We start from the raw sequence: 22,009 nt of genomic DNA on the forward strand, positions 1-22,009 counted from the left end.
GGGAGGCGTGTTCGGCGGTGAAGAGGTCGTGGAGGAGTTGTCGTTGTTTCGGAGTTGCTTTGGCGGCGGCTTCGGCGACGACGGTATGGCTGATGCCGGTGTGTCGTCCCGCGTCGATGACGTCTGTGGTCGTGATGGTCATGCTGGTTGTTCCTGCCGAGTAGTGGTGAAACGGTCATAGAGGCTTAAATCGACGTTCGATGCTGGTGGTTCGCTGCCTTGACACAGGCGTCTGGCCAGCATCGGCAGTCCTGGGCCGGTGGGGTCATCGCCGAGTCGGATGAGCCTGTCAGCAGCCTCGACGGCGGTGTTCCAAGACGTGGCTTGGGCACTGGCATCGAGACGGCCGAAGAACTCGGAACGAGCCCGACTATCGGCAGCATCGGCCCAGTCACGGACAGGGTCGGACACCTGGGCACGGACTGGTGAGTTCGACCAGGCTCCGGGTTTGGTCATCAACGCGGCCAGAAGCGTATCGGGAGTGAACACGGTCGGCCCCGGCTGGCCCCAGGCGCGGTCGAAGCCGATGACAGGTTGAGATCGTTCGTTGAGGATGCTGATGGCATCGTGACGGATCGCGACGGTGAGCAGCCTGTTGTGGTAGTCGGGGCCGGCGAGGTAGGAATGACCATCGATGACGATGGTGCCGGTCTTATCGGCCTTACGCGATTCGTAGCGAACCGGGTCGAAGGCGATCCCGGGCAACGCGAGTCCCGCGGCGATGTCGTGGGCGAACAGGTCCTGGATCTTCTGGCCCTTCTTCCAGTGATCCTCGGAGCCGAGTCCGTCGCAGTAGGCCAGAAGGTCCGTGTTGAAACCGGCCAGGGAGACCGCGGTGGGTTCGGGGACCATGAAGTTGCGGCGGATGAATCCGACAGCGTTTTCGACGTTGCCTTTCTCATGCCCCGAATAGGGGCTGCAGTAGCGGGCGGTAGTCCGATAGTGGGCTTTGAACGCGGCGAAGAGTCTGGCTTCGGTGATAATCGTGCCACAGCGTCTGCCAGCACCGGTGGCGTTATCGAGGATGAGTTCGACGGGCACGGTATTGATGTGGTGAAAGATCGTGGCCAGGCCCTGGCCGATGCATTCGCTGGTTTCTCCGCGGAAGGCCTGAGCGAAACGCATATTCGAAAACGGGAACGTAATGACCAGCAGGTGGAGGACTTCACGGATGCCGTCGACGATCGCTTCGGCCTGACCGAAATCGACTTGCGCGTGTCCGGGTGCCCATTCGAGTTCGAAGAAGCCCTGACTGCGGGCCCGGTGCATGGTCTTGTAGTCCTTGATGAAGCGCTGCACGGGTGAGTAGGAGCCTTGATAGTCGTGTTCGGCGACGAGTCTGTCGTAGACCCGTTTGGATGTGTGGCGCTGTTTACGGGGACGGCGGGCATCGTCGGTCAGCCACTGTTCGATGATGTGGGTCAGTCCTGCCAGGACGGCAGCACCGGCCTGACGGGTCGGGGCTGGTGGTTGCGGAGAGAAGTCGTCTTGGTTGAGGTATTTCGCGACGGTTTCACGATCGATGCCCAGATCGGTGGCGATCTGGCGTCCGGATCTTCCTTCGGCGTCGAGGCGCCTGATATTTTCGATGGTAGTCATGGGTGTGGTCATGGTCTTTCTGGTTCCCTTCTGACACCCCGGTTCGATCCTGCTGCAACGGGATCGGGGTGTTCGTTTGGGAACCTAATCGATGAGAGCGGCCACGCCCATGACTTTGTGTTTTCTGGGAGTGGCGCACAGAAGCAGAGACGGGCTGTTATGGCTGGAATCCAGCCGCTGTACTGGCTGGATTCTGGAGCTGAACCGGCCTACTTAAAGTTGATCACACACAACGGGACGGTCACAGCCGTCGCGCACCATGATCGAACGTCTCGCAGGCTATTTGGATGTTCCGCTGCGCGAACGCAATCAGCTGATGCATGCCGCAGGCCTGGCACCGACGTACCCCGAGCGTGGACTCGACGCGCCCGAATCGCTGGCAGTGAGCAGAGCACTGCAGTCGATCATGGATGCGCACTTGCCCTTTCCCGCACTCCTCCTGGACCGCTGGTGGGATGTCGTCGACCGCAACGCTGCGACCGACTTCCTGCTCCATGGCTGTGCGGCTCACCTGGTTGAACCCCCGATCAACGCGTTGCGGCTGACCCTGCATCCTGACGGTCTGGCCCCTCGTATCACCAACCTCGGCCAGTGGCGCTCGCACCTGCTCACCCAGGTACAGAGCAGGTCCGAACGTGATGGTGATGCCCGGCTCCATGAGCTTGCGGCGGAAGTGGCCGCCTACCCAGGTGACGACGTCGGTCGTCCAGTGCTCACCGATGTCGTCGTCCCACTCGAACTCAGAGTCGGTGGCGCAGAGCTGCGCTTCTTCAGCATCTCCGCCGCGGTGGAGTCAGCAATGGATGTCACCGTCGACGAACTGCGCATCGAGGCCTTCTACCCGGCCGACGAGACCACCAGAAATGCCATTCTCGGCATGTCATAAAGGCAGAGGCCCCTGTTGGCTCCTGGATAAATGACCTGTGAGGTTATCGACAACGGCCGCTAGAGGGACAACGCTTAGATGACCAAGGCGGCCATCGCCTCAACCATCAAGGATGTCCACCATGCACTCGCTTGCACAGCACTGGATCACGAATGTCATCCTCCACTCACCCGTCGCACAGACCCTCGCAATCTCGGTGCAATCGGCGGAGATCGATCACGTCACTCTCGCGATGCCGTATTCCGAAGAACTGACGACTACACCCCAAGTCCTTCACGGAGGCGTCATCGCGACTCTGATCGATACCGCAGGAGCCGCCGCCTTGGCATCCGGAATCTCACCCGATGACAACGCTTCCGGTGGCGCTACAGCAAATCTCACGGTGAACTATCTCGGCGCGGCCAAAACTGACCTCACTGCGACGGGAAAGGTTGTGCACCGGACTCGTTCGGCGACTCTCACCGAAGTGCACGTCACAGATGCGCAAGGGACTCTGGTGGCAACCGGACAGGTCAACAGTCGGGTCTTTCGGGATCGGTCCGCAGCGTCTCGGTGATAATGTCCTCCATCGCCGAGGCGGTCAGTTCCCTCCACTGCCGATGTGGCGGTGCGGACGGGATTCGCGGTCCGCGGACCTTGGCCAGGGCCAACTCGGTGATGGGAGAATGCTGAGGGAACGTGTCGAGGGCTCGGAGCCGACGGATGAGGTCCGGACTGCGACACCATTCGTCGGCGATGATCGCCACGGAGACCCCGGCGGGCGGCGTTGCGATCATCAAGGATGCGCAGGTCATCATCTGATTCGGCGGAGTCAAGCGCTCGCGCTTCGGCCGCGAGATCGGCCTGATCGGCATGGGCGAATTCGGCAACAAGCGCCTCCACTTCGTCGCGAAGTGGACAGGCTAGTGCGTCACTGATCGCCTAGTTGCACTTATAAGTGAAACGTTGGTATCGTTGTTCTCTAGATATAGAAGTGAACCCGGGAAGGGGTGACTATGTCAGCACTAGCTTCTTCCGAGCGAATTGCAATCAGCGATCAGACTGTGAAGGATGCCCAAGATACTGTCATACCCAGTGAAGCGTCGCTTGTGCTTCGTTTCGCAGGTGGAGAAGAGGCGGAACTTCCGGCCAGTATCCAGAGGACACTATTGCATGCTCTGAAGCTGATCGCGCAACAGGGCTCCGTTTCTATTGGGCAGCTTCCGACGGAGCTGACCAGTACAGTAGCAGCGGATCTGCTCAGCATTTCACGGCCGACCCTGATGAAATGGGTCGGTGAAGGCCGAATCAGTTCGTTTAAGAAAGGCTCACATACGCGTTTCAGCAGAGACGAGGTATTGGATCTTCGAGAGCGTAATGTGGCTGCTCGCCGGTCTGCTTTCGACGAACTGCGTCAGCTGGATGAGGAGCACGAAGAGTTCCTCACTGACTGAGACGAATCACTGACTAGCTGGAGGGGGAGTATCCACTCCAGCTAGTCTGTTTCTATGCCCCAGCGAGTGTTTGTCGATGCCAACATCTTCTTTAGTAAGACCCTCCTTGATTGGATGTTTCATTTGAGGCAGGCCAACGAAGGTATGTTTCAACTTCATTCGACCGAGGATGTTTTTGCCGAGGTGCTGGCAAATATGCGCAAAGAACAGCCCGAAGCGCCTGGGCATCGGACTCGTCACCGTCTCGAACTCATACGAGCTTGTGTCGACGAGGTGGTACAAGACTTTCCGGGCAATGTTGAGTTCACAGGTGAAGACCCAAATGATTACCATGTTCATGCGGCGGCGCTGGCAGCCCGCTCTGACCTTGTAGTCACGTCCGACCGTCCGACCGGAATCACGACTACACCGGATTCCCAGCCATATGAGGTCATTTCTCCGGATGATTTCTTCATGCTCGTGGTCGATTCTGCGCCTTCATGCCTTCGCCCGATAGTCCGTGACCAGTTCGAGTACTGGAAATCCAAGCCGAAATTCCGACAGCTGGACGAGGCTCTTGACAGGGCTGGATGTCAGCAGTTTGCACTGCGCGTTCGTGAAGCATTGAGCAACATAGCGCAAACCGCCTATTGAATCTCGTCAGTGCAGAACGACATCATCACGTAAATGGATCAGTTCTTGCCCGCGGTCTGTGCGTTCATGAGTATGTCCTCCATTGCTGAGGCGGTCAGTTCCCTCCACTGCCGATGTGGCGGTGCGGACGGGATCCGCGCTCCGCGGACCTTGGCCAGGGCCACCTCGGTGATGGGGGAATGCTGAGGGAACGTGTCGAGGGCTCGGCGACCTGCCTCCTCCTTGCCGATGATTTCGCCGGTCATCAGCGTGTGGTGCATGCGGGCGGGGCCGAGCACGCACCACACGACGGTGCTGGCGGCGAGTCCCCGCGGGGACGTGAGAATGCGGCGGACCAGAGCCCGAACACTCCGTAGCGGCCGGGCGCGGAGCCGAGCCGCCAGGGGAGACCAGTACTCTCGCAGATTGTCCGTGACCCATGGACGCAGTCGATCCGGTTCCGGGTTGAGGCACCACTCGGTGAACGCGCGGCCGCGGACGACGATGCCGCCGTCGACGAGTTCCTTCCAGACGACAGGGTTGACGTCGAACGCCCGGTTCGCCTCGAAGATCTCACCCGTATGCGAAGCGATCGGACGGATGCCGGTGACGGGCCGCGTGAGGTCGGATTGCCAGATGAACGAGACGTTGCAGCAGGCGCTGAATCCCCGACCACGTGCTGCGCGCAGAGCCAGTCGCGGAAGCTGCGAGAGGTGGAGAAGCCGCAGCCGGACGATGAGATCACGCCGATCCCGCCAGTCATCACCGATCACGGCGACGATGTCGATATCACTGCGATTCGGTCGATAGGCCCCCAGGGCAACCGACCCGGCCACTGCGGCCGCGATGACCGCGCCGGGAAGCAGACGGTCGGCCACCCCGAGATACGACTCGATCGCGCGGGAGACCTCGGTGGGCAACGTCATCGCCATGGGGCAACGGTGCTGTCAGGAATAGGAGGGTTTGTCGACGCTGGTCACCGTGGTCAGCAGGAAGGCGCAGTCCTCCAGCGCCAGCACCGAGTGGCGCTCATGGGTGAGGATCCACAGTTCGCCGGCCCCGAACTCCCCCTGCATCTCCTCGCCGAGTTCGACCCGGATGCGTCCGCTCAGCACCTGGATGCTGGCGGCAGGAGGCGAGTTGTGAGCGGGAAGTCGCACTCCGTCTGCCAGAGCGATCACGGTCTGGCGCAGCTCGCCATCGTGAGCGACGAGTTCGGCACTGCGCCCGTTCTCGTTGTCCCGTGCCTGGGCCACATGGGTGTCGGTGAGTTTCTTGAGATCAGCCACGTCAGTCCTCCGTGTCATCAGAATGTGATCCACGATACCCGACCGACCCGTCAGGGGACCTGAGAGCAGCGCAATCGTCACTCGGTGGTCTGTTCGACCGCGAGGGGAATGTGTACGGTGGGACGCATCGGCGAGGGACATCCGCTCACCGAGCATCTGGTCTCCATCGGGTTGGGAAGGAGATGAGCTGATGAGTGAGGATTCGCCCGCACTGTTCGGGGCCGATGAGTCCACGCGCCCCCTGGCCGACAGGCTGCGGCCGACGACTCTCGCCGAGGTGGTCGGCCAGGAGCATCTGCTCGCCCCGGAGAGCCCGATCGGACGGATGGTCTCCGAACACCGACTCGCCTCTATGGTGCTGTGGGGGCCTCCCGGGTGCGGGAAGACGACGATCGCCCGCCTCCTCGCCGAAGGAACCGATCTCGTCTTCGAGCCGCTGTCGGCCACCTTCTCCGGAGTCGCCGATCTGCGGAAGGTGTTCCTCGCCGCGCAGAAGCGGCGCGAAGTCGGACAGGGCACGCTGCTGTTCGTCGACGAGATCCACCGATTCAACCGCGCCCAGCAGGATTCCTTCCTCCCGTATGTCGAAGACGGGACGATCGTGCTCGTCGGGGCGACGACCGAGAACCCGAGCTTCGAGCTCAACGGCGCACTGCTCTCCCGCTGCCAGGTGTTCGTGCTCAAGAGGCTCGATGAGACCGCCCTGACGACGGTCGTCGAACGAGCCGAAGAGGCGATCGGCAACGCACTGCCGCTGGATGCGCAGGCGCGGCAGTCCCTCCTCGCCATGGCCGACGGAGATGGACGCTATCTGCTCAACCTCATCGAGATGCTGTCGACCGTGCACGAGCCCCTCGATCCGGCGGGCCTGGCTCAGCTCGTGCAGCAGCGCGCCCCGCAGTACGACAAGTCCCAAGAGGGGCATTACAACCTCATCTCCGCCCTGCACAAGTCGATGCGCGGTTCCGACCCCGACGCGGCCCTGTACTGGTTGGCGCGGATGCTCGACGGGGGAGAGGACCCGCTCTTCATCGCCCGGCGCCTCGTCCGCTTCGCCAACGAGGACATCGCCATCGCCGACCCGCAGGCCGTCCACCAGGCACTGGCCGCATGGGACGTCTATGAACGACTCGGCTCACCCGAAGGGGAACTCGCGATCGCCCAATGCGTCGTCTACCTGGCCACCGCACCGAAGTCCATCGCCGTCTATCGCGGGATGAACCGGGCGATGCGCGCGGCCAAGCAGTCCGGCTCGCTCATGCCCCCGGCTCACATCCTCAACGCTCCGACGAAGCTGATGAAGGACTTGGGATACGGGGAGGGGTACGAATACGACCCGCACACCGAGGCGGGCTTCTCCGGCCAGAACTACTTCCCCGACGACATGCCGCGACAGACGTTCTACGAACCGACCGACAGCGGCGAGGAACGGCTCATCGCCGAACGGATGCGCCGCTGGGCCCGACTGCGCCACGACTCCGCAGGTGATGGTCCCGACCCTGGCGATGACGGTCCGCGCTCGACGGACGGTTCACGCTCGACAGGCGGATCCAACGGGGACTGAGCGCGATGCCGCGTCGAGAACACCGGCTTGGCACTCATCGAATTCGGCGCACATGTTCACTCCTCACTGACGTTTCGTTGCAGGGAGACTGAGCCACCTATGTGTCTCTATGCATTGAACCGGCGCGGTGCGTCCGACAGGGTTGTGATGGGCCATTTCCAGCCCCTTCTGTGCCGAACGCAGCAGGCGCGGCTGTGCCCATCACAGTGAGGACGGTCTTTCAGGCTGCCGGCCCACACCTACAGGAAAGTGAGAACAGATGAATCGTGTACGCACACTTGCGGTGACCGCACTCTCCGCTGCCGTCATCGCTGGAGGCGTCTCCCTGTCGACGGCGACCTCGGCTGCCGCCGACCCGACCGGAGGCATCGACGACCCCGACGAGCTGACCTCCGAACAGATCGACAATGCGCGCACGATCATCGGCGTCGGAAAGGGCGCGGACCTGTCGAAGGACGCGCAGACGATCGCCGTGATGACGGCACTGCAGGAATCGAGCCTGCAGAACCTCGACGGTGGAGACAGGGACTCCGCCGGAGCGTTCCAACAGCGGCCCTCCATGGACTGGGGATCGACCGATGAGGTCACCGACCCGGTCTACTCCTCGAAGGCCTTCTACGGAATCAACCCTGAAAGCCCCAATCCGGGTCTCACCGAGATCGACGGCTGGGAGAGCAAGGATCCGGGTGCCGCCGCGCAGGACGTGCAGGCCTCGGCCTACCCCGACGCCTACGCGAAATGGGAACCGCTGGCCGAACAGCTCGTCGACGAGAACCAAGACGTCGACGACATCGAGTGAGGCCCGCACCCGGCCCGTGTCCGGACCCGGCACGCATCCGGGCCACTCCCGGACCCGGCCTCAGGCCAGCGCGCCGGCGGCGAGGCGCCGGACCACCTCGGTGAGGTGATGCAGTCCGGAGACGAGGTCCTCGTCCTTGGTGAACTCGGACAGACTGTGTGAGATCCCGTCGACGCTGGGGATGAAGAGCATGACTGTCGGCACTGCATCCTTCATGTTCGTCGAGTCATGCCCGGCCACCGTCATCACCCGCGCCGAGGTGAGTCCCAGGTCATCCGCGACCGTGCGGGCCAGCTCGACCCCGTCCTCGGAGTACGGGTTCTGATCCCAACTGTGCTCGGCGACGATCTCGATATCGACCCGATCCTCCTCGCACACCGTGGCGATCGTGGCCATGAGGGACTCATGAGCGGCGGCGATCACCTCGGCGCTGGGAGAGCGCAGGTCGAGCAGCAGGCGAACCTCGCTGGCGACGACGACCGGGGAATTCGGATAGACGGTGAGCTGACCGCACGCGGTGTGCAGGGCTCCGGGCTCGAATTCCTCGGTGAGCTCACGGGCGGTCACGACGAGACGCGCCGCTCCGAGCAGAGCATCCTGACGGTCGTCCATGAGCGTCGACCCGCTGTGGGCCTGTGCACCGGTGACGACGAATTCGTACTTGTGCGCCGCCCACGTGGCACCCACCAGCCCGATCGTCACCCCGTCCTCCTCCATGCTGCGGCCCTGCTGAACGTGGATCTCCGCATAGGAGGCGATCTCGGGGAGGGTGAAGTCCCCTCGCTCGCCGAGGGCATCGAGCGCCTCGGCGACGGTGATTCCCTGCGCATCGGTTGTCGCCAGGGCGGACTCGAGTTCGGCCTTGCCGGTGAAGACATTGCTGCCCATCATCGAGGGCTTGAACCGCGATCCCTCTTCGTTGAACCAGTTGACGACGGCAAGATTGAACCTCGCCTTCGAGGGGTCCGCGCGCAGTTCATCGGCGACGGCGAAGCAGGCATGCGCCGAGGCCATCACCCCGTAGGCACCGTCGAAGCGACCGGCCGTGGGTTGGGAATCCATATGCGAACCCGTGAGCACATAGGGGGCACCGGGCACGAGTTCGAGCAGCCCGAACTGGTTGCCGATCGCATCCCGATGCACGCTGAAGCCGTGCTCGACCAGCAGCTCTTCGAACCATTTCCGCTGCTGCCCATCGGCCGCGCTGGCCGCCTGCCGGTCGACACCGTTCGTGCCCTCCACCGCGCCGAAGCGTGAGTGGACGGCCCAGTCGGCGAGGAATTCGGCCTCACGATCCGCGCTGATCAGAGAGGGTGTGACGGTCATGATGGGTCCTTTCGAGATGGTTCGGCCACGGGTGGGCCCCGCGGAGTCGCGGTAAGGATGCGGAAGAGGGCTGCGGTGTCGGCAGGGTCGGTGTCAGGAGGTCTCGTCGGCCGCCGGCGGCATCGTCGCCGGATCGATGAGCACGTGGATGAGCGCGGGGCCCTCCGCTGCCAGGGCTCGGTCGAGCGCGGGCCCGAAATCTTCGGTCGTCTCGACGCGTTCGCCATGCCCGGTCAGCCCGGACACCGAAGCATCAGCCCCCGGCGAGGCGGCCCCGGAGCTGCTCATATCGAACGCCGTCATCCACTCTGCGAAGTTCGGGTTGACCATCCGTGTGCCCGAGGGCCTGCCTGGATAGTGGTTCTCCTGGTGGGAGACGATCGTTCCGTACACGCCGTTGTCGACGACGATGATGAGCGGTCGGGCCCCATGAGCGAAGGCCGTGGCGATCTCTTGGCCATTCATGAGGAAATCCCCATCGCCGCAGATCGCGACCGCGCGCCGGTCCGGGAATGCCAGGGACGCGGCGACCGCGCCGGGCACGGCGCTTCCCATCGCCCCGTTGCGGGCACCGACGAGACTGGCCGGCCGATTGTGACGGATGAACCGGTGTCCCCAGATCGTCGCATTTCCCGCCCCGTAGGTGAGCATCGCCTCCCCGCCGAGGCGGTCGTCGAGGATTCCGAACGCCACCCCGAGATCGACCCCGGAAACCGGCGCTGCGTCGGCGCGGTGAGCGGCGAACCGGGACTGCACCTCCGTGCGGTCCCGCATCCACTCATCCGAACGTTCGCCGCGTGCACCGGCGGCATCGAAGCCGGTCAGCGCCTCGGTGAAGGACTGCGGTGAGGCGAGGATCTGCTGGTCGATACGTCCGGCATGCTGGGTGGCCTCCGGGTCGAGGGACACGAGCACGGTTTCGGCATCGAACCCGATCGTGTACCCGTCGCTGGCCACATCTGAGCGGGTGCAGCCGACGAAGACGAGCAGGTCGGCCTCGGCGAAACCGGCGGCCACCGCATCGGCGCGACCATAGCCGAGCCACCCGGCCCACGCCGGGCAGCTGTGCGGCAGCGCATCGTAGGCCCGCCAGTCGCAGAAGATCGGAATCCCCGCCGAGGCGGCGAACGCCGCAAGGTCGGCACCGCAGCCCGAGTGCCAACCGTCTCCGCCGAGGACGAAGGCGGGACGCTTCGCTGCGGCGAGACGGGCCCTCAGCGATTCGATCTCAGCGGTCGCCGGTGTCGGTGGGGCCGCCTCGGCGAGGGTCGGGGCGGTCGATTCGGTGAGGCGGACGAGGACGTCTTCGGGCAGGCCGACGACGACGGGTCCGGGCCGGCCGGCCGCGGCGATGCGCAGGGCATCGGCGGTGAGTTCGCCGGCGCGGTGCTCGTCGTCGATGGTGATGACACGTTTGGCCGTCGAGGAGAACCACTCGGGCAGACTGAACTCCTGGAAGGACTCGCGGGCTCGGTCGGTGAGCGGGACGAGGCCGACGAAGAGGACGAGTGCGGTCGCATCCTGCCATGCGGTGTGGATGGCGATCATCGCGTTCGCCGCCCCGGGCCCGCGGGTGACCATGGCGATTCCGGGGCGGCCAGTCAGTCGGGCCTCGGTGAGGGCCATGAACCCGGCCCCGCCCTCCTGACGGCACACGATGGTCTCGACCGAGGAATCGTAGAGGCCGTCGAGGACGTCGAGGTAGGACTCGCCGGGGACCGCATAGACGCGTTCGATCCCCGCGTTCTCCAAGGTGTCGACGATGAGGTGGCCGGCCGAGTGCGACATGGTGTTTGTCCTTTCGAGGGGTGGTACCTGACCCCGGCGGGCAGGTGTGCGGTTGAGCGGGTCCGGAGACGGGCTCAGTGTTTGAAGCCCGGCAGGTCGACGCTCAGCTTCGGGGCGATGATTCCGGCGAAGGCGGTGAACAGCGACAGGAAGGCGAGCATCGCGGCGGCCGGCCACCAGTGATCTCCCGCCGAGGCGACGAAGCCGGTGGCCAGCAGCGGAATGAATCCGGAGAGCATACCGGCGGCGTTCTGCGACATTCCCACGCCTGTATAGCGGGTGTTGGCCGGGAACAGGCCGGTCATCACGGTCCCCGAGGCGGCGTAGGGCAGCGACAGGGTGCCCACCGCCAGGGTCATGGCCAGGATGATGAGCACCGGCTGACCGGTCACGAACAGCAGGAACGCTGGGACCGAGACCAGCGCCGAGGCGACTCCGCCCCAGAGGACGACCTTGCTGGCACCGTACTTCGCCCCCAATGCTCCGCCCCAGATGAGGACGAAGATCTCGACGAAGGCCGCGACCATGCTGCCCAGCAGCAGGAGCGAATCGTCATAGCCGAGGATGTTGACGCCGTACCAGACGCAGAACGCGGTGACGAGGTAGAAGCCGCCGACGCCGAGGAGGGCTGCGGCCATACCGACGATGACCTGCTTCCAGCTGTCACGCAGAGTCGTGCTGATCGGGCTCTTCTCGACCTCGCCGGACTCCTCGAGCTGACGGAAGACCGGCGACTCCTCGAGTCGAGAACGGAGGTAGACGGCGACGATGAGCAGGGGCAGGGCGATGAGGAAGGGGATCCTCCAGCCGAAGGAATTGAAGTTGTCCTGCGAGAAGACGAGCGTCATGATGAAGAAGCCGCCGGAGGACAGGATGGTGCCGATCGGGGAACCGATCTGCGGGATCGCCGCGTAGCGGGCGCGCAGGTGCAGGGGTGCGTTCTCGACGACGAGCGTCATCGCGCCCGACCATTCGCCACCGACGAAGAGGCCCTGGAGGATGCGCAGCAGCACGAGCAGGGCGGGGGCGGCGAAGCCGATGGCGGCGTAGGTCGGCAGCAGGCCGATGAGACCGGTGACGACGCCGATGCCGATGATCGTGATGAGCAGGACCCGACGGCGCCCGAGCTTGTCGCCCATCCGGCCGAAGACCAGCCCGCCGATGGGGCGGGCTGCGAGTCCGACGCCGAAGGTGGCGAAGGACGCGAGAGCGGCGGCGGTGGCGTTCTCGTTCGTGAAGTACTGGACATTGAAGATCAGGGCAGCCGCGGCGCTGAAGAGGAAGAAGTCGTACCACTCGAGGGCGGTGCCGATCAGCGCCCCGGCGGCGACCTTGTTCGCATCCTTGATGCTCAGCTCAGTGGTGGCGTTGAACTCGGCGGCCGCCGTGGTGTTCTGCTCGCTCATGGTTCTCTCCGTTGAGTCCGGGGGATGCGGCCCGGTTCGGCCGCATCTGTGTGCGGGTGAGGCACCGGGCGCCGCGTGCGCATGCAGGAGGAGTGCCCCGGCATACGCTGCGTTGGCCCGGCAGGTACCGACCTTACAGAGTGCCACATGCCGTGCTCCAGGCGCATTTGCCGCCGAATATCGGTCACAACTTGTGCATATGCACATATGCTTGAGAGGTGGTGAATGAGCAGGAGGGAAATGTCGACGACCGGCAGCTGCGGGACCGGCCGGCGCCCGGGGACGAGCAGCGATGGCTCGAACTTCTCGATGCGCTCGACCTCGATGAGTTGACCGAGAGGTTCATGTCCCGCGTTGTCACCGTCTCCGGATACGACCCCGCGCCGATCCCCGTCTCCGAGCTGCGCCGGACCGGACGGCTCTCCTTCAGCACCTTGGTCGAGGGACTGCGGGCCGGCGGCTTCGATGGACCGGTGGCGATCTCGACGGAGGTCGGCGTCTCGCGAGCCCGGGCGGGCATTCCTCTGGAGGCGCTGATGACCGCGATCCGCCACGACTTCAATGTGCTCTGGGAGGTGCTCACCCGGGTGGCGAGTCAGGACGATGCCGAGCTCGTCATCCGCCACACGGGCATCGTGCTCAGCACCGTCGACGAATACGTCTCCCAGGTCCAGCAGGCCTACACGGCGGAGCTGGCGCGGATGCGCGCCGAAGAGTATTCGGTGCAGACGGGACTGATCGCCAGCCTCTTTGACGACCCCGACCCGACCAGTGAGCGCCTATCGACGATTGCGACCGGTCTCGGCCTCGACGCGGACTCACCGCTGTTGGTCATCGCCGCGGCCGGGGAGGATCTGCGAGCGCTGCGCGTGCTCATCTCCGATTACGCCCGCGCGGGCGGGACCATGTTCACGCACCACCTCGGCGAGGTGCTCATTGCGTTCACCCGCGATTCGGAATCTCGCGGTCGCCCCGGCGAGGCGTTCGAACGCCGGGTCGCTGAGGCGCGGGTGGGATACGTGCGGGCCGCGGGTATCGGGGCCCTGCGGAGGTCGGCACTGACGGCTCGCGATCTTGCCGAAGTCATCGCCCCTGATGAGACCTCGGCGATGACATGGCGACGCGGGTGGGCGCGCCTGGCAGCCCGGTCGCTCAACGCTGCCGGCAACCCGATCCTCGGCGATGTCGATTCGGCGCTCGCCGACTGCGGCCGGGTCGAACGCGAACGCCTCATCGAAGCGGTGCGGGCCTATCTGGCCTCGGGAAGCATCGGCGCCAGTGCGACCGAACTGTTCTGCCACCGCAACACCGTGGCCAATCGTCTGCGCCGTTTCGCCGAACTCACCGGAGTCGACCCGATGGTCCCCGCCGAGGCGGCCCGCCTCGTCGTCGGTTGGGCGTGAGGACAGCCGGCCATCACCGATGACGGACTCAACGAGGTGGGAAAGTGCGCTGAGGAATGCATCAGGGTGCCTTCCGAAGGCAGTGCACGGGCTCTGCCCTACATCAGCCCCTCATAGCTCTGCCCGTGTGGACCGGTCAGTGCCGTGGCCCTGCCGTCGACGGCAAGGACGAAGCGACCGTCCGGCTGGACGCCCAGGTCGCTGACCTGCGCGAGAACGTCAGGCAGCACCCCACCGCCCTCATTGCTGATCCACACGATGTCCTCGCGCTCGCGCATGAGGGCGGCGAACCGCTCGCGTACGGCGGGCTCGACATAGGCGAGCACGGCGCTGTGGAACACGACGGTCTGCGTGTTCGCAGGAGCCTCGGCCGCCAGCGATTCGACGGTGTCGAGCAGATCCCCGGGGACCAGCCTCGGCGGATCCGCCGCGACGAGTTCCGCGGCGGCACTCAGCCGAGCGCGTCGTTCGTCGTGCTCGGGCCAGATCAGCGACTGCAGCCATTTCTGCTGGTCAGTATCGGCGATGTCGATCGGATTGAGGTCGATCCCGGCGCGCCAGGCGACTTCGGGGACACGCGTCGGGGGCGCGGCATGTCTGAGCTCGCAGTCCAAGGTGACGCTGCTCGGACCGGTGACTGGGTCGCACCGGGTGATGCCTGACTCGCTGCGATACGTGTAGCTGTACCGATCGGGATACAGGCACAGCCCGGCCGAGGCGCCGACCTCGATGAGCGACAGCGGGCCGGAGAGCTGAGCCAGGGCCGGTAGGAGCACAGCGCAGCGACCCGCCTCGTTCGTCTGAGTCGAACGCGCAAGCATGAGTTCGCGGGTTGGTCTCCAGTTCTTCAGCAGCCATTCCCTCAGGCTCGAATAGTCACCATTTCCGGCGCCGAGGTGGCGGGCCGCCGCGAAGAGCAGGTTCGCCTGACGTTTCGGTGTAGGAAGCTCGAGGAGCCGAGCGATGATGACCTCATCCTCGGCCACGCCCCGAGCCCACTGAGTGTAGATCGGAGAGCTCTCGGCGGCCTCCAGGAGAGCGAACTTCCTGTAGTACTCACGCAGGCTCGCGGCATCGAGTTCGGTCATCGGCTGCATGGTGTCCCCCTTGTCGCTCTGCTCCAATCGTAGTAGTCCGCAGTCGTCCCGGTATTCGGCACTTCCGCCGCGAACGCTAGGCGAGGCGGGCGAGCTGTCGTAATGTGTTGCCGTAGTGCGCAGAGAGCCGTCATCGCGGCGAATCCCGAGCCACCACCGTGGCCGGACCAGATCGAAGGAGATCCTATGTCATCCGAGGTGAGCCCGTCCGCAGCCGGACAGTCACCGTCCGGCACCGTGTTGGAGAAGCGGACCATGCGCAAGGTCCTCATCCGGCTCATTCCGTTCATCATCGCGATGTACTTCATCAACTACCTCGACCGCACGAACCTCGGCATCGCCGGCCCCGGCGGAATGAATGAGGACCTCGCGATGAACGCCACCCAGTACGGGTTCGCCGCGGGCGTGTTCTTCTTCGGCTACCTCATCCTCGAGGTGCCCTCGAACCTCGCGCTGCACAGATTCGGGGCGCGCATCTGGCTCGCCCGCATCCTCATCAGCTGGGGGATCATCGCCGCCGCAATGGCGTTCGTGCCGAACCACGGCTGGCTCTATGTGCTGCGGTTCCTCCTCGGAATCGCCGAGGCGGGATTCTTCCCCGGTGTCATCCTCTACCTCACCTACTGGTTCCCGACCACGATGCGTGCCCGGGCGACTGCGCTGTTCATGCTCGCGATCCCCCTGTCCAGCGTCGTCGGATCGCCGCTGTCGTCCTGGCTGATCTCGAGCGGCAATGCCATGTTCGACAGCTTCGCCGGTTGGCGCTTCATGTTCATCATCGAAGGCGTCCCGGCGGTGCTGTTGGGCATCATGTGCATCGTCTACCTCACCGATCGTCCCCGCGATGCCAAATGGCTGACTGTCGAAGAGCGCAACTGGCTGCAGGCGACCATGGACGCCGAGGAGAAGGACAAGGAGCAGACCTTCCACTACCCGGTCCGCCGCTCCCTCCTCCAACCGCGTGTGTGGGCCCTGTCCTTCGTCTACTTCGGCATGGTCTACGGCCTCTATGCGATGAGCTTCTTCCTGCCGACGATCATCTCCGGGTTCCAGGCGACCTTCGGCGTCGAATACTCGATCGTTGAGATCGGCTTGATCACCGCCATCCCCTATATCTTCGGTGCTCTGGCCATGTACTTCTGGTCCCGCCACGGCGACCGCAGCGGCGAACGGGTCTGGCACGTGGCCCTCCCGCTCTTCATCGGCGGTGTGACGATCCCGATCGCGCTCTACCTGTCCTCACCGTTCACCACGATGATCGCAGTGACGATCACGTGCATGGCGATCTGTGCGGCCCTGCCGACGTTCTGGCCGCTGCCGCAGACCTTCCTCGCTGGTGCCGGAGCCGCCGCCGGTCTTGCGCTCATCAACTCACTGGGCAACTCGGCCGGATTCTTCGCCCCCTACATCACGGGCTGGCTCGCCGACCTCACCGGGACCCAGAACGCGGGGATGTGGGTCGTCGGCGCCGCGATGGTCACCGCCGGCATTGTGACCCTCATCCTCAAGGCGGCACCGGCGCCCGATAGCCTGGAGGCGAAGCTCAAGTAGAAGGCTGCACGACCGTCGACACCCATCGCCGAGGCGGACGACCGCGACGTTGCGACGCCGACCTTCGCTGCCGCCACCGATGAACCGAGGAGCACGCATGTCGACCCTTCCGACCGCAGCCGCGAACCCGACCACCGACTTCCCCACTCTTGATCCGGCCGTGCTCGCTGACCTCGCCGCCCGTCTGAGCCCGGGCGCACTGACGACCGACCCCGACGTCATCGACGCCCACTCCAGTGACGAAGCCCTGTTCTGTCCACGCGAGGGTGCGATCGCCCTGGTCAGGGCCGCCTCGGCGGGGGATGTCCAGGAAGTCATGCGCTTCGCCGGCGAACATCGGGTCCCCGTCGTCCCGCAGGGCGCACGGTCCGGAATCTCCGGCGGAGCGAACGCCTCACCCGGGGCGATCCTGCTCAACGTATCGAAGATGAAGGACGTCGTGGCCGTCAACGAGGCCGAACGACTCGTCACCGTCCAGCCGGGCATCATCAACCAGGACCTCAAGGATCACCTGGCCCCGTACGGGCTGTCCTACCCGCCCGATCCCGGATCGGTCGCGCTGTCGTCGATCGGTGGGAACATCGCCACGAACGCAGGCGGCCTGTGTTGCGTGAAATACGGTGTGACCAGGGATTACGTCCGGTCGCTCAAGGTCGTTCTCGCCGACGGGAGCATCACGACGCTCGGCCCGCAGACGGCGAAGGGCGTGGCCGGACTCGATATGCGCCACCTCTTCATCGGCTCCGAAGGCACCTTGGGCATCGTCGTCGAGGCGACCCTGCGCCTGGTGCCCGCTCTGCCTGATCCGTTCACCGCGATTGCGACATTCCCCGATGAGCGCAGCGGACTGCAGACCGTCGCCGACTTCGTGGCCGGAGGAGGGGTGCCGAGTCTGTTCGAGTTCCTCGACGGGGCAAGCCTGCGCATGCTCAACGACTACGGCGACTTCGGTCTCGACGGCGATGCCGGGGCGATGCTCATCATGCAGGTCGACGACAACCCGACGGATGCGGAAGCCGCGATGTCGACCTTCACCGAGGTGGCTCAGCGCTGCGGTGCCCTCGACGTCGCGTACTCCGACGACCCGACGGACTCCGCGGCCCTCATCACCGCCAGGCGGATGATCCAGCCGGCCTACGAGAAGTTCGCGAACGCCCACGGCGGTGGGCAGCTGCTCGACGATGTGTGCCTGCCGCGCACGGCCGTTCCCGAATTCTGCGACCGGCTGGCCGAGCTGCGGGCATCCTCCGGACTCGAGATCGCGCTCGTCGCTCATGCCGGTGACGGCAATATGCACCCGTCGGTGTTCTTCGACTCTGCGGATGCGGCCGAGACGGCGAAGGCCGAAGAGGTGTTCGAAGAGATCATGCGCGTCGGCCTCGAGCTCGGTGGAACGATCACCGGAGAGCACGGGGTCGGCTTCCTCAAACGCGCGTGGCTGCCGAACGAACTCGACGAAGGATCACGACGGATCCAGCTGGCCGTGAAGAACGCCCTCGACCCGCAGGGCATCCTCAACCCCGGAAAGATGCTCGCCGAGATCTGAGCGCGCTGTCTGCTGAGGGGCCGAGTGCTCAGCCCTCGGCCTTGCCCTGCCGCCAGTAGCCCATGAAGGCGATCTGCTTGCGGTCGACCCCGACCTCCTGGACGAGGTAGCGGCGCAGACGCTTGACCGGCCCGGCCTCTCCGGCGATCCAGGCATAGAAGGGACGGGTGTCCTTCTCCGTCGCACTCGAACTGTCCTGGGCCGCCTCGGTGAGGGCCGCGGGAACATCCCAGAGGATCTCCTCGTCGATGTTGACATCATCGAGTTCCCGCACCTGACCATGCGGCCCGCCGGCCGACCCTGCCGATCCGGCCCCCACTTCGGCGGGGATCCGGGTCTCCGAACGCACCGCCTCACGGACGGCGGGTTCGAGCAGCTGTCCGAAATCGGCGTTGCCGCGCGGCAGCCATTCGATCTCGAAGCCGGCGGGAGCGGTCATGTCGATGATGTCCTCGGCTCTCGGGACCTCGAGCACGGCCTTGCCTTGGGCCTGACTGTCCTTGAGCGAATCGAGGATCGAGGCGATCGCGGGCACGGCGGTTTCGTCGCCGGCGAGCAGGATCTGGTGGGCATCGCCGGGGGCGAACTCGATTCCGGCGCACGGGGTCTCCGAGGCACGGGAGGGGCCGATGATGTGGAGACTGTGCCCCACCTCGGCGGATTCGGCCCACTGAGCCGCCGGGCCCGAATGACCGTGCTCATCGGTGTGGAGGACCATGTCGATGACGAGTCTGCGGTCGGCATCGTTCCAGTCCCGCACCGTGTAGGTGCGCATCGCGCCGCGAACCTCGGGATCGACCTGCAGCCAGGCTCGGTACCAGGAGACACCGGCAGCTTCCTGCTCGGTGAGGAACGCGGGCAGGTCGAACTGCGGTGTGGCCGCTCCTGCCGGAGGGATGACGAGTTTGATCCGCAGGTCACGAGGGTGCGTGTTCGGACCGAATTCCTCGAGTCCCGCACCCCCGAATGTCACCCGACGGAAAGACGGGCTGAGGTCTTCGACGGCGACGACCTCTGCTTCGAAAGCACCGATGGGGGCTCGTGACACTGATTCTCCTTCGCATCCCACGACCACAGGGTCTTGGGTGCGTCCCCGCGGGGACGCGTTCTGTTCGTGTGTGCAGCTGTCGAGGACGTGCGAACATCCACAACACTGCTCTACTCTAATTCAGTAAGGCTAGCCTTTCCAAATAGTGTTACGGTGGTCCCGGCGTCGCCTCAGGCCTCATCAGCCAGGCCGGCTGAGCAGCGCGCCGACCAGCACTTCCACCGTTCCACCTCGTCCAACGTCCCCGCGGGGACGTGCCCGATCCGTCCTCGCCGGGACGCTCACCGAAAGGCTCTCGATGCGTCGTCGTCAGCTTCTTGCCCTCTCCGTCCTCGCCCCGTTCGCCCTCGTCGCCTGCGACGGTTCGACGACCGACGACGCGCCGTCTGCGGCCTCCGGAGGCGGCGGCACGGAACAGAACTTCCGCTACTCGCCCGAGGGGTATGACGGGCTGACGATCGAACTCGACCGTCCGGCCAAGCGCATCGCCGCGGACTTCTACTCCGCGGCCGGTCTGGCACAGTACGGGATCACCCCGGTCGCGGTCTTCGGATTCGGGCAGAACGAATCACCGGGGAAGGCCTTCGACTCCACCGGAGTCGAGGTCGTCGGCACCGAGATGGAACTCGATATCGAAGCCCTTGCGCTGACCGAGCCGGACATCCTCGTCGCCTACGGCAATGACGAGGGCGACGGCTGGACCTGGTGGGACGACAAGGTCAATGACCAGGTCAACGACCTCGTCGACTTCGTTCCCGTCAAGCTGAGCGAGCAGAGTCCGGATGCGATGTTCGCCCAATACGCCGCGATCGCAGAGGCACTGGGCAAAGACACGGAATCCGGTGCCGTCGCCGAGGACCGCAAGGCCTTCGAAAAGGCGCGCAAACGCATCCGCACCGTCGCCGAGGACAATGATTCGCTGACCGTGCTGCTCGCGAACTTCAGCGCCGAGATCAACTACGCCTCAACCTCGCTGGGGATCGCGCAGATGCTCAGCGAGGACGGACTCACCCTCGTCGGGCCCGAATCCCCGGCCGACAGCGCCTGGGCTGAAGTGTCCTGGGAGAAGATCTCCGACTATCCGGCCGACGTCCTCCTCGTCCACGACGCGTCGGCCGACTACGAGGACAATCCCGTCTACCGACGGCTGCCTGCCGTCAAGGCCGGACAGCTGGGCACCTGGGACGACAAACGCGCCTACACCTATGACGGCTACGTGACCTGGCTGAACGAACTCGCCGACGTGCTCGAGGATGCGAAGAAGATCGTCTGATCCTTGCCCGAAAGTCCGGCTACGATCAGGGCATGACTGAACTTCCCACCGATCTTCGCGACGACGACGTCATCCGATCCTTGGCATCAGCCCAGGCGACCACATGGGTCCGGCGAACCCCCGCCGAGGCGGCCCTGCCCGATCTCGCCGACGTCATGGATTCCGCGGCGGCCCGGTTCGACCGCTTCGCCCCTTGGTTCGCCGAGACCTTCCCGGAAACGGCAACGGTCCCCGTCGAACTCGCATCGGCATTCCCCGAGGCCCGCGGCGGACTGATCGAATCGCCGCTCGTGCGGGCCGCCTCGGCGCAGGAGCGACTCGACGCGCTCTTCGGAACCGAACTCTCCGGTCAGCTGTGGCTCAAGCGTGATGACTCTCTGCCGGTGAGCGGGTCGATCAAGGCGCGTGGCGGTTTCCACGAGGTGCTCGAATTCGCCGAGGCGGTCGCCGCCGACCACGGCCTCGACGCTCATGATCCCGCCACCTACTCGAGCCCGCAGTTCCGGGAGATCGCCGCAGACCACCGGATCGTCGTCGGCTCGACGGGCAACCTCGGACTGTCGATCGGAATCCTCAGCGCACGGCTGGGATTCGCCGCCTCCGTGCACATGTCCGCCGACGCCCGCGAATGGAAGAAGACGATGCTGCGCGACCACGGAGTCGACGTCATCGAACACGCCGGGGACTTCGTCGAAGCCGTGGAGGCCGGACGCGCCTCGGCGGAAGCCGCCGCGAACACCCACTTCGTCGACGACGAGGACTCGATGAGCCTCTTCGCCGGGTACTCGGTGGCCGCACTGCGGATCAGACGCCAGTTCGACGCCGCGGGGGTGACCATCGATGAGCAGAATCCGCTCACCGTCTACCTGCCGTGCGGAATCGGCGGAGGGCCCGGGGGAGTGACGTTCGGGCTTAAGCGCGTCTTCGGAGCTGCGGTGCGCTGTGTCTTCGTCGAACCGAGCCAGGCACCGGCGATGTTCCTCGGTGTACGCACCGGTCGGCACAGCGACATCTCCGTTCAGGACATCGGACTCTCCGGAGCCACCGCCGCCGACGGACTGGCCGTCGCCCGGCCCTCACGATTCATCGGACCGACGATCGGGCCGCTGATCTCCGGTTTCGCCGCGGTCCCCGACGAAGTCATCCGAGCCGGAGTCGGTGTGCTCCACGAGACCGAGGGCATCGACGTCGAACCCTCGGCAACCGCCGGGCTGACCATTCCGTGGCGGATGGGTGATGCGGCGGCTGAGTCTCCGGCGGGCGTCCACCTGGTGTGGCTCACCGGCGGGGCGATGGTTCCCGAGGGAGAGCGGGCTGCCTATGTCGAAGAAGGACGAGGGCTGGTGGAGAGGATCGGCGACACCTCGGCGATATTCGTCGACTGAGGTT

Annotated in this window: 19 protein-coding genes; 11 read left to right on the forward strand and 8 right to left on the reverse strand. The window is 65.1% G+C overall.

The genetic code is table 11. The annotated features are described in order from the left end of the window. Positions 1-138 precede the first annotated feature (138 nt). A complete protein-coding gene (istA, locus tag ACPUD7_RS16405) occupies positions 139-1,599 on the reverse strand; it encodes an IS21 family transposase (RefSeq protein WP_135542790.1) in 1,461 nt (486 codons plus the stop codon). A 259-nt stretch (positions 1,600-1,858) separates the two neighbouring features. Here istA and ACPUD7_RS16410 point away from each other — a divergent pair, with 259 nt between their 5' ends. From ACPUD7_RS16410 to ACPUD7_RS16425, 4 genes are all read left to right on the forward strand, one after another. After that, positions 1,859-2,485, forward strand: coding sequence for a transcriptional regulator (locus ACPUD7_RS16410; RefSeq protein ID WP_425120509.1), 627 nt, complete (start codon positions 1,859-1,861; stop codon positions 2,483-2,485). Positions 2,486-2,606: 121 nt separating this feature from the next. Next, entirely contained in the window at positions 2,607-3,041 is a 435-nt protein-coding gene (locus ACPUD7_RS16415) for a PaaI family thioesterase (RefSeq protein WP_167854337.1), read from the forward strand. Positions 3,042-3,480: 439 nt separating this feature from the next. Continuing rightward, the gene (locus ACPUD7_RS16420; protein ID WP_135537750.1) at positions 3,481-3,918 is read left to right on the forward strand and encodes a helix-turn-helix domain-containing protein; all 438 of its coding nucleotides are present in this window, start codon (positions 3,481-3,483) and stop codon (positions 3,916-3,918) included. Positions 3,919-3,972: 54 nt separating this feature from the next. Then, entirely contained in the window at positions 3,973-4,551 is a 579-nt protein-coding gene (locus tag ACPUD7_RS16425) for a PIN domain-containing protein (protein ID WP_135537751.1), read from the forward strand. Positions 4,552-4,589: 38 nt separating this feature from the next. Here the strand turns inward: ACPUD7_RS16425 and ACPUD7_RS16430 are convergent, their stop codons facing one another. After that, positions 4,590-5,462, reverse strand: a complete 873-nt coding sequence (locus ACPUD7_RS16430; RefSeq protein ID WP_425120510.1) for an aminoglycoside adenylyltransferase domain-containing protein — start codon at positions 5,460-5,462, stop codon at positions 4,590-4,592. 15 nt (positions 5,463-5,477) lie between these two features. Next, entirely contained in the window at positions 5,478-5,819 is a 342-nt protein-coding gene (locus ACPUD7_RS16435; RefSeq protein WP_135537753.1) for a cupin, read from the reverse strand. A gap of 190 nt (positions 5,820-6,009) precedes the next feature. Between ACPUD7_RS16435 and ACPUD7_RS16440 the strand changes: the two genes are divergently transcribed. Both ACPUD7_RS16440 and ACPUD7_RS16445 read left to right on the forward strand, forming a co-directional pair. Then, positions 6,010-7,383 carry a replication-associated recombination protein A gene (locus ACPUD7_RS16440; RefSeq protein ID WP_425120511.1) on the forward strand — a complete coding sequence of 458 codons (1,374 nt, stop codon included), beginning with the start codon at positions 6,010-6,012 and terminating at the stop codon, positions 7,381-7,383. Between the two features lie 259 nt (positions 7,384-7,642). Beyond that, positions 7,643-8,182, forward strand: coding sequence for a hypothetical protein (locus ACPUD7_RS16445; RefSeq protein ID WP_135537755.1), 540 nt, complete (start codon positions 7,643-7,645; stop codon positions 8,180-8,182). A 60-nt stretch (positions 8,183-8,242) separates the two neighbouring features. Here the strand turns inward: ACPUD7_RS16445 and ACPUD7_RS16450 are convergent, their stop codons facing one another. The 3 genes from ACPUD7_RS16450 to ACPUD7_RS16460 all read right to left on the reverse strand — a co-directional run bounded on the left by ACPUD7_RS16450 (position 8,243) and on the right by ACPUD7_RS16460 (position 12,702). Next, positions 8,243-9,508 (reverse strand): M20 family metallo-hydrolase, encoded by a 1,266-nt coding sequence (locus ACPUD7_RS16450; protein WP_135537756.1) that lies wholly within the window; start codon positions 9,506-9,508, stop codon positions 8,243-8,245. A gap of 93 nt (positions 9,509-9,601) precedes the next feature. Further along, the gene (locus tag ACPUD7_RS16455; RefSeq protein WP_425120512.1) at positions 9,602-11,296 is read right to left on the reverse strand and encodes a thiamine pyrophosphate-dependent enzyme; all 1,695 of its coding nucleotides are present in this window, start codon (positions 11,294-11,296) and stop codon (positions 9,602-9,604) included. Between the two features lie 74 nt (positions 11,297-11,370). Further along, entirely contained in the window at positions 11,371-12,702 is a 1,332-nt protein-coding gene (locus ACPUD7_RS16460) for an MFS transporter (RefSeq protein ID WP_425120513.1), read from the reverse strand. 218 nt (positions 12,703-12,920) lie between these two features. Between ACPUD7_RS16460 and ACPUD7_RS16465 the strand changes: the two genes are divergently transcribed. Beyond that, on the forward strand, positions 12,921-14,105 hold the full coding sequence (locus tag ACPUD7_RS16465; RefSeq protein WP_425120514.1) for a PucR family transcriptional regulator: 1,185 nt from the start codon (positions 12,921-12,923) through the stop codon (positions 14,103-14,105). A 98-nt stretch (positions 14,106-14,203) separates the two neighbouring features. On the opposite strand, the gene ACPUD7_RS16470 is transcribed toward ACPUD7_RS16465, so the two are convergent. Next, a complete protein-coding gene (locus ACPUD7_RS16470) occupies positions 14,204-15,229 on the reverse strand; it encodes a DUF2332 domain-containing protein (protein WP_425120515.1) in 1,026 nt (341 codons plus the stop codon). 159 nt (positions 15,230-15,388) lie between these two features. Here ACPUD7_RS16470 and ACPUD7_RS16475 point away from each other — a divergent pair, with 159 nt between their 5' ends. Next, positions 15,389-16,753 (forward strand): MFS transporter, encoded by a 1,365-nt coding sequence (locus tag ACPUD7_RS16475; protein ID WP_135537759.1) that lies wholly within the window; start codon positions 15,389-15,391, stop codon positions 16,751-16,753. A gap of 97 nt (positions 16,754-16,850) precedes the next feature. Beyond that, complete coding sequence (locus ACPUD7_RS16480) at positions 16,851-18,299, forward strand: FAD-binding oxidoreductase (RefSeq protein WP_135537760.1); 1,449 nt, start codon at positions 16,851-16,853, stop codon at positions 18,297-18,299. A gap of 28 nt (positions 18,300-18,327) precedes the next feature. Here ACPUD7_RS16480 and ACPUD7_RS16485 read toward each other — a convergent pair whose 3' ends face one another. Further along, on the reverse strand, positions 18,328-19,347 hold the full coding sequence (locus ACPUD7_RS16485) for a siderophore-interacting protein (protein ID WP_135537761.1): 1,020 nt from the start codon (positions 19,345-19,347) through the stop codon (positions 18,328-18,330). Between the two features lie 298 nt (positions 19,348-19,645). On the opposite strand from ACPUD7_RS16485, the gene ACPUD7_RS16490 reads away from it, so the two are divergent. Beyond that, a complete protein-coding gene (locus tag ACPUD7_RS16490) occupies positions 19,646-20,620 on the forward strand; it encodes an ABC transporter substrate-binding protein (protein ID WP_425120516.1) in 975 nt (324 codons plus the stop codon). 32 nt (positions 20,621-20,652) lie between these two features. Next, on the forward strand, positions 20,653-22,005 hold the full coding sequence (locus tag ACPUD7_RS16495; protein ID WP_425120517.1) for a D-serine ammonia-lyase: 1,353 nt from the start codon (positions 20,653-20,655) through the stop codon (positions 22,003-22,005). Positions 22,006-22,009: the final 4 nt, after the last annotated feature.

The organism is Brevibacterium sp. FAM 24630, from assembly GCF_049804075.1.
In the GTDB taxonomy this organism is placed as follows: domain Bacteria; phylum Actinomycetota; class Actinomycetes; order Actinomycetales; family Brevibacteriaceae; genus Brevibacterium.

Excerpts from the sequence above, each read along its gene's own strand:
- istA (WP_135542790.1), bottom strand. The coding sequence starts at position 1,599 with ATGACTACCATCGAAAATATCAGGCGCCTCGACGCCGAAGGAAGATCC.
- ACPUD7_RS16410 (WP_425120509.1), top strand. The coding sequence starts at position 1,859 with ATGATCGAACGTCTCGCAGGCTATTTGGATGTTCCGCTGCGCGAACGC.
- ACPUD7_RS16415 (WP_167854337.1), top strand. The coding sequence starts at position 2,607 with ATGCACTCGCTTGCACAGCACTGGATCACGAATGTCATCCTCCACTCA.
- ACPUD7_RS16420 (WP_135537750.1), top strand. The coding sequence starts at position 3,481 with ATGTCAGCACTAGCTTCTTCCGAGCGAATTGCAATCAGCGATCAGACT.
- ACPUD7_RS16425 (WP_135537751.1), top strand. The coding sequence starts at position 3,973 with ATGCCCCAGCGAGTGTTTGTCGATGCCAACATCTTCTTTAGTAAGACC.
- ACPUD7_RS16430 (WP_425120510.1), bottom strand. The coding sequence starts at position 5,462 with ATGGCGATGACGTTGCCCACCGAGGTCTCCCGCGCGATCGAGTCGTAT.
- ACPUD7_RS16440 (WP_425120511.1), top strand. The coding sequence starts at position 6,010 with ATGAGTGAGGATTCGCCCGCACTGTTCGGGGCCGATGAGTCCACGCGC.
- ACPUD7_RS16445 (WP_135537755.1), top strand. The coding sequence starts at position 7,643 with ATGAATCGTGTACGCACACTTGCGGTGACCGCACTCTCCGCTGCCGTC.
- ACPUD7_RS16450 (WP_135537756.1), bottom strand. The coding sequence starts at position 9,508 with ATGACCGTCACACCCTCTCTGATCAGCGCGGATCGTGAGGCCGAATTC.
- ACPUD7_RS16455 (WP_425120512.1), bottom strand. The coding sequence starts at position 11,296 with ATGTCGCACTCGGCCGGCCACCTCATCGTCGACACCTTGGAGAACGCG.
- ACPUD7_RS16460 (WP_425120513.1), bottom strand. The coding sequence starts at position 12,702 with ATGAGCGAGCAGAACACCACGGCGGCCGCCGAGTTCAACGCCACCACT.
- ACPUD7_RS16475 (WP_135537759.1), top strand. The coding sequence starts at position 15,389 with ATGTCATCCGAGGTGAGCCCGTCCGCAGCCGGACAGTCACCGTCCGGC.
- ACPUD7_RS16480 (WP_135537760.1), top strand. The coding sequence starts at position 16,851 with ATGTCGACCCTTCCGACCGCAGCCGCGAACCCGACCACCGACTTCCCC.
- ACPUD7_RS16490 (WP_425120516.1), top strand. The coding sequence starts at position 19,646 with ATGCGTCGTCGTCAGCTTCTTGCCCTCTCCGTCCTCGCCCCGTTCGCC.
- ACPUD7_RS16495 (WP_425120517.1), top strand. The coding sequence starts at position 20,653 with ATGACTGAACTTCCCACCGATCTTCGCGACGACGACGTCATCCGATCC.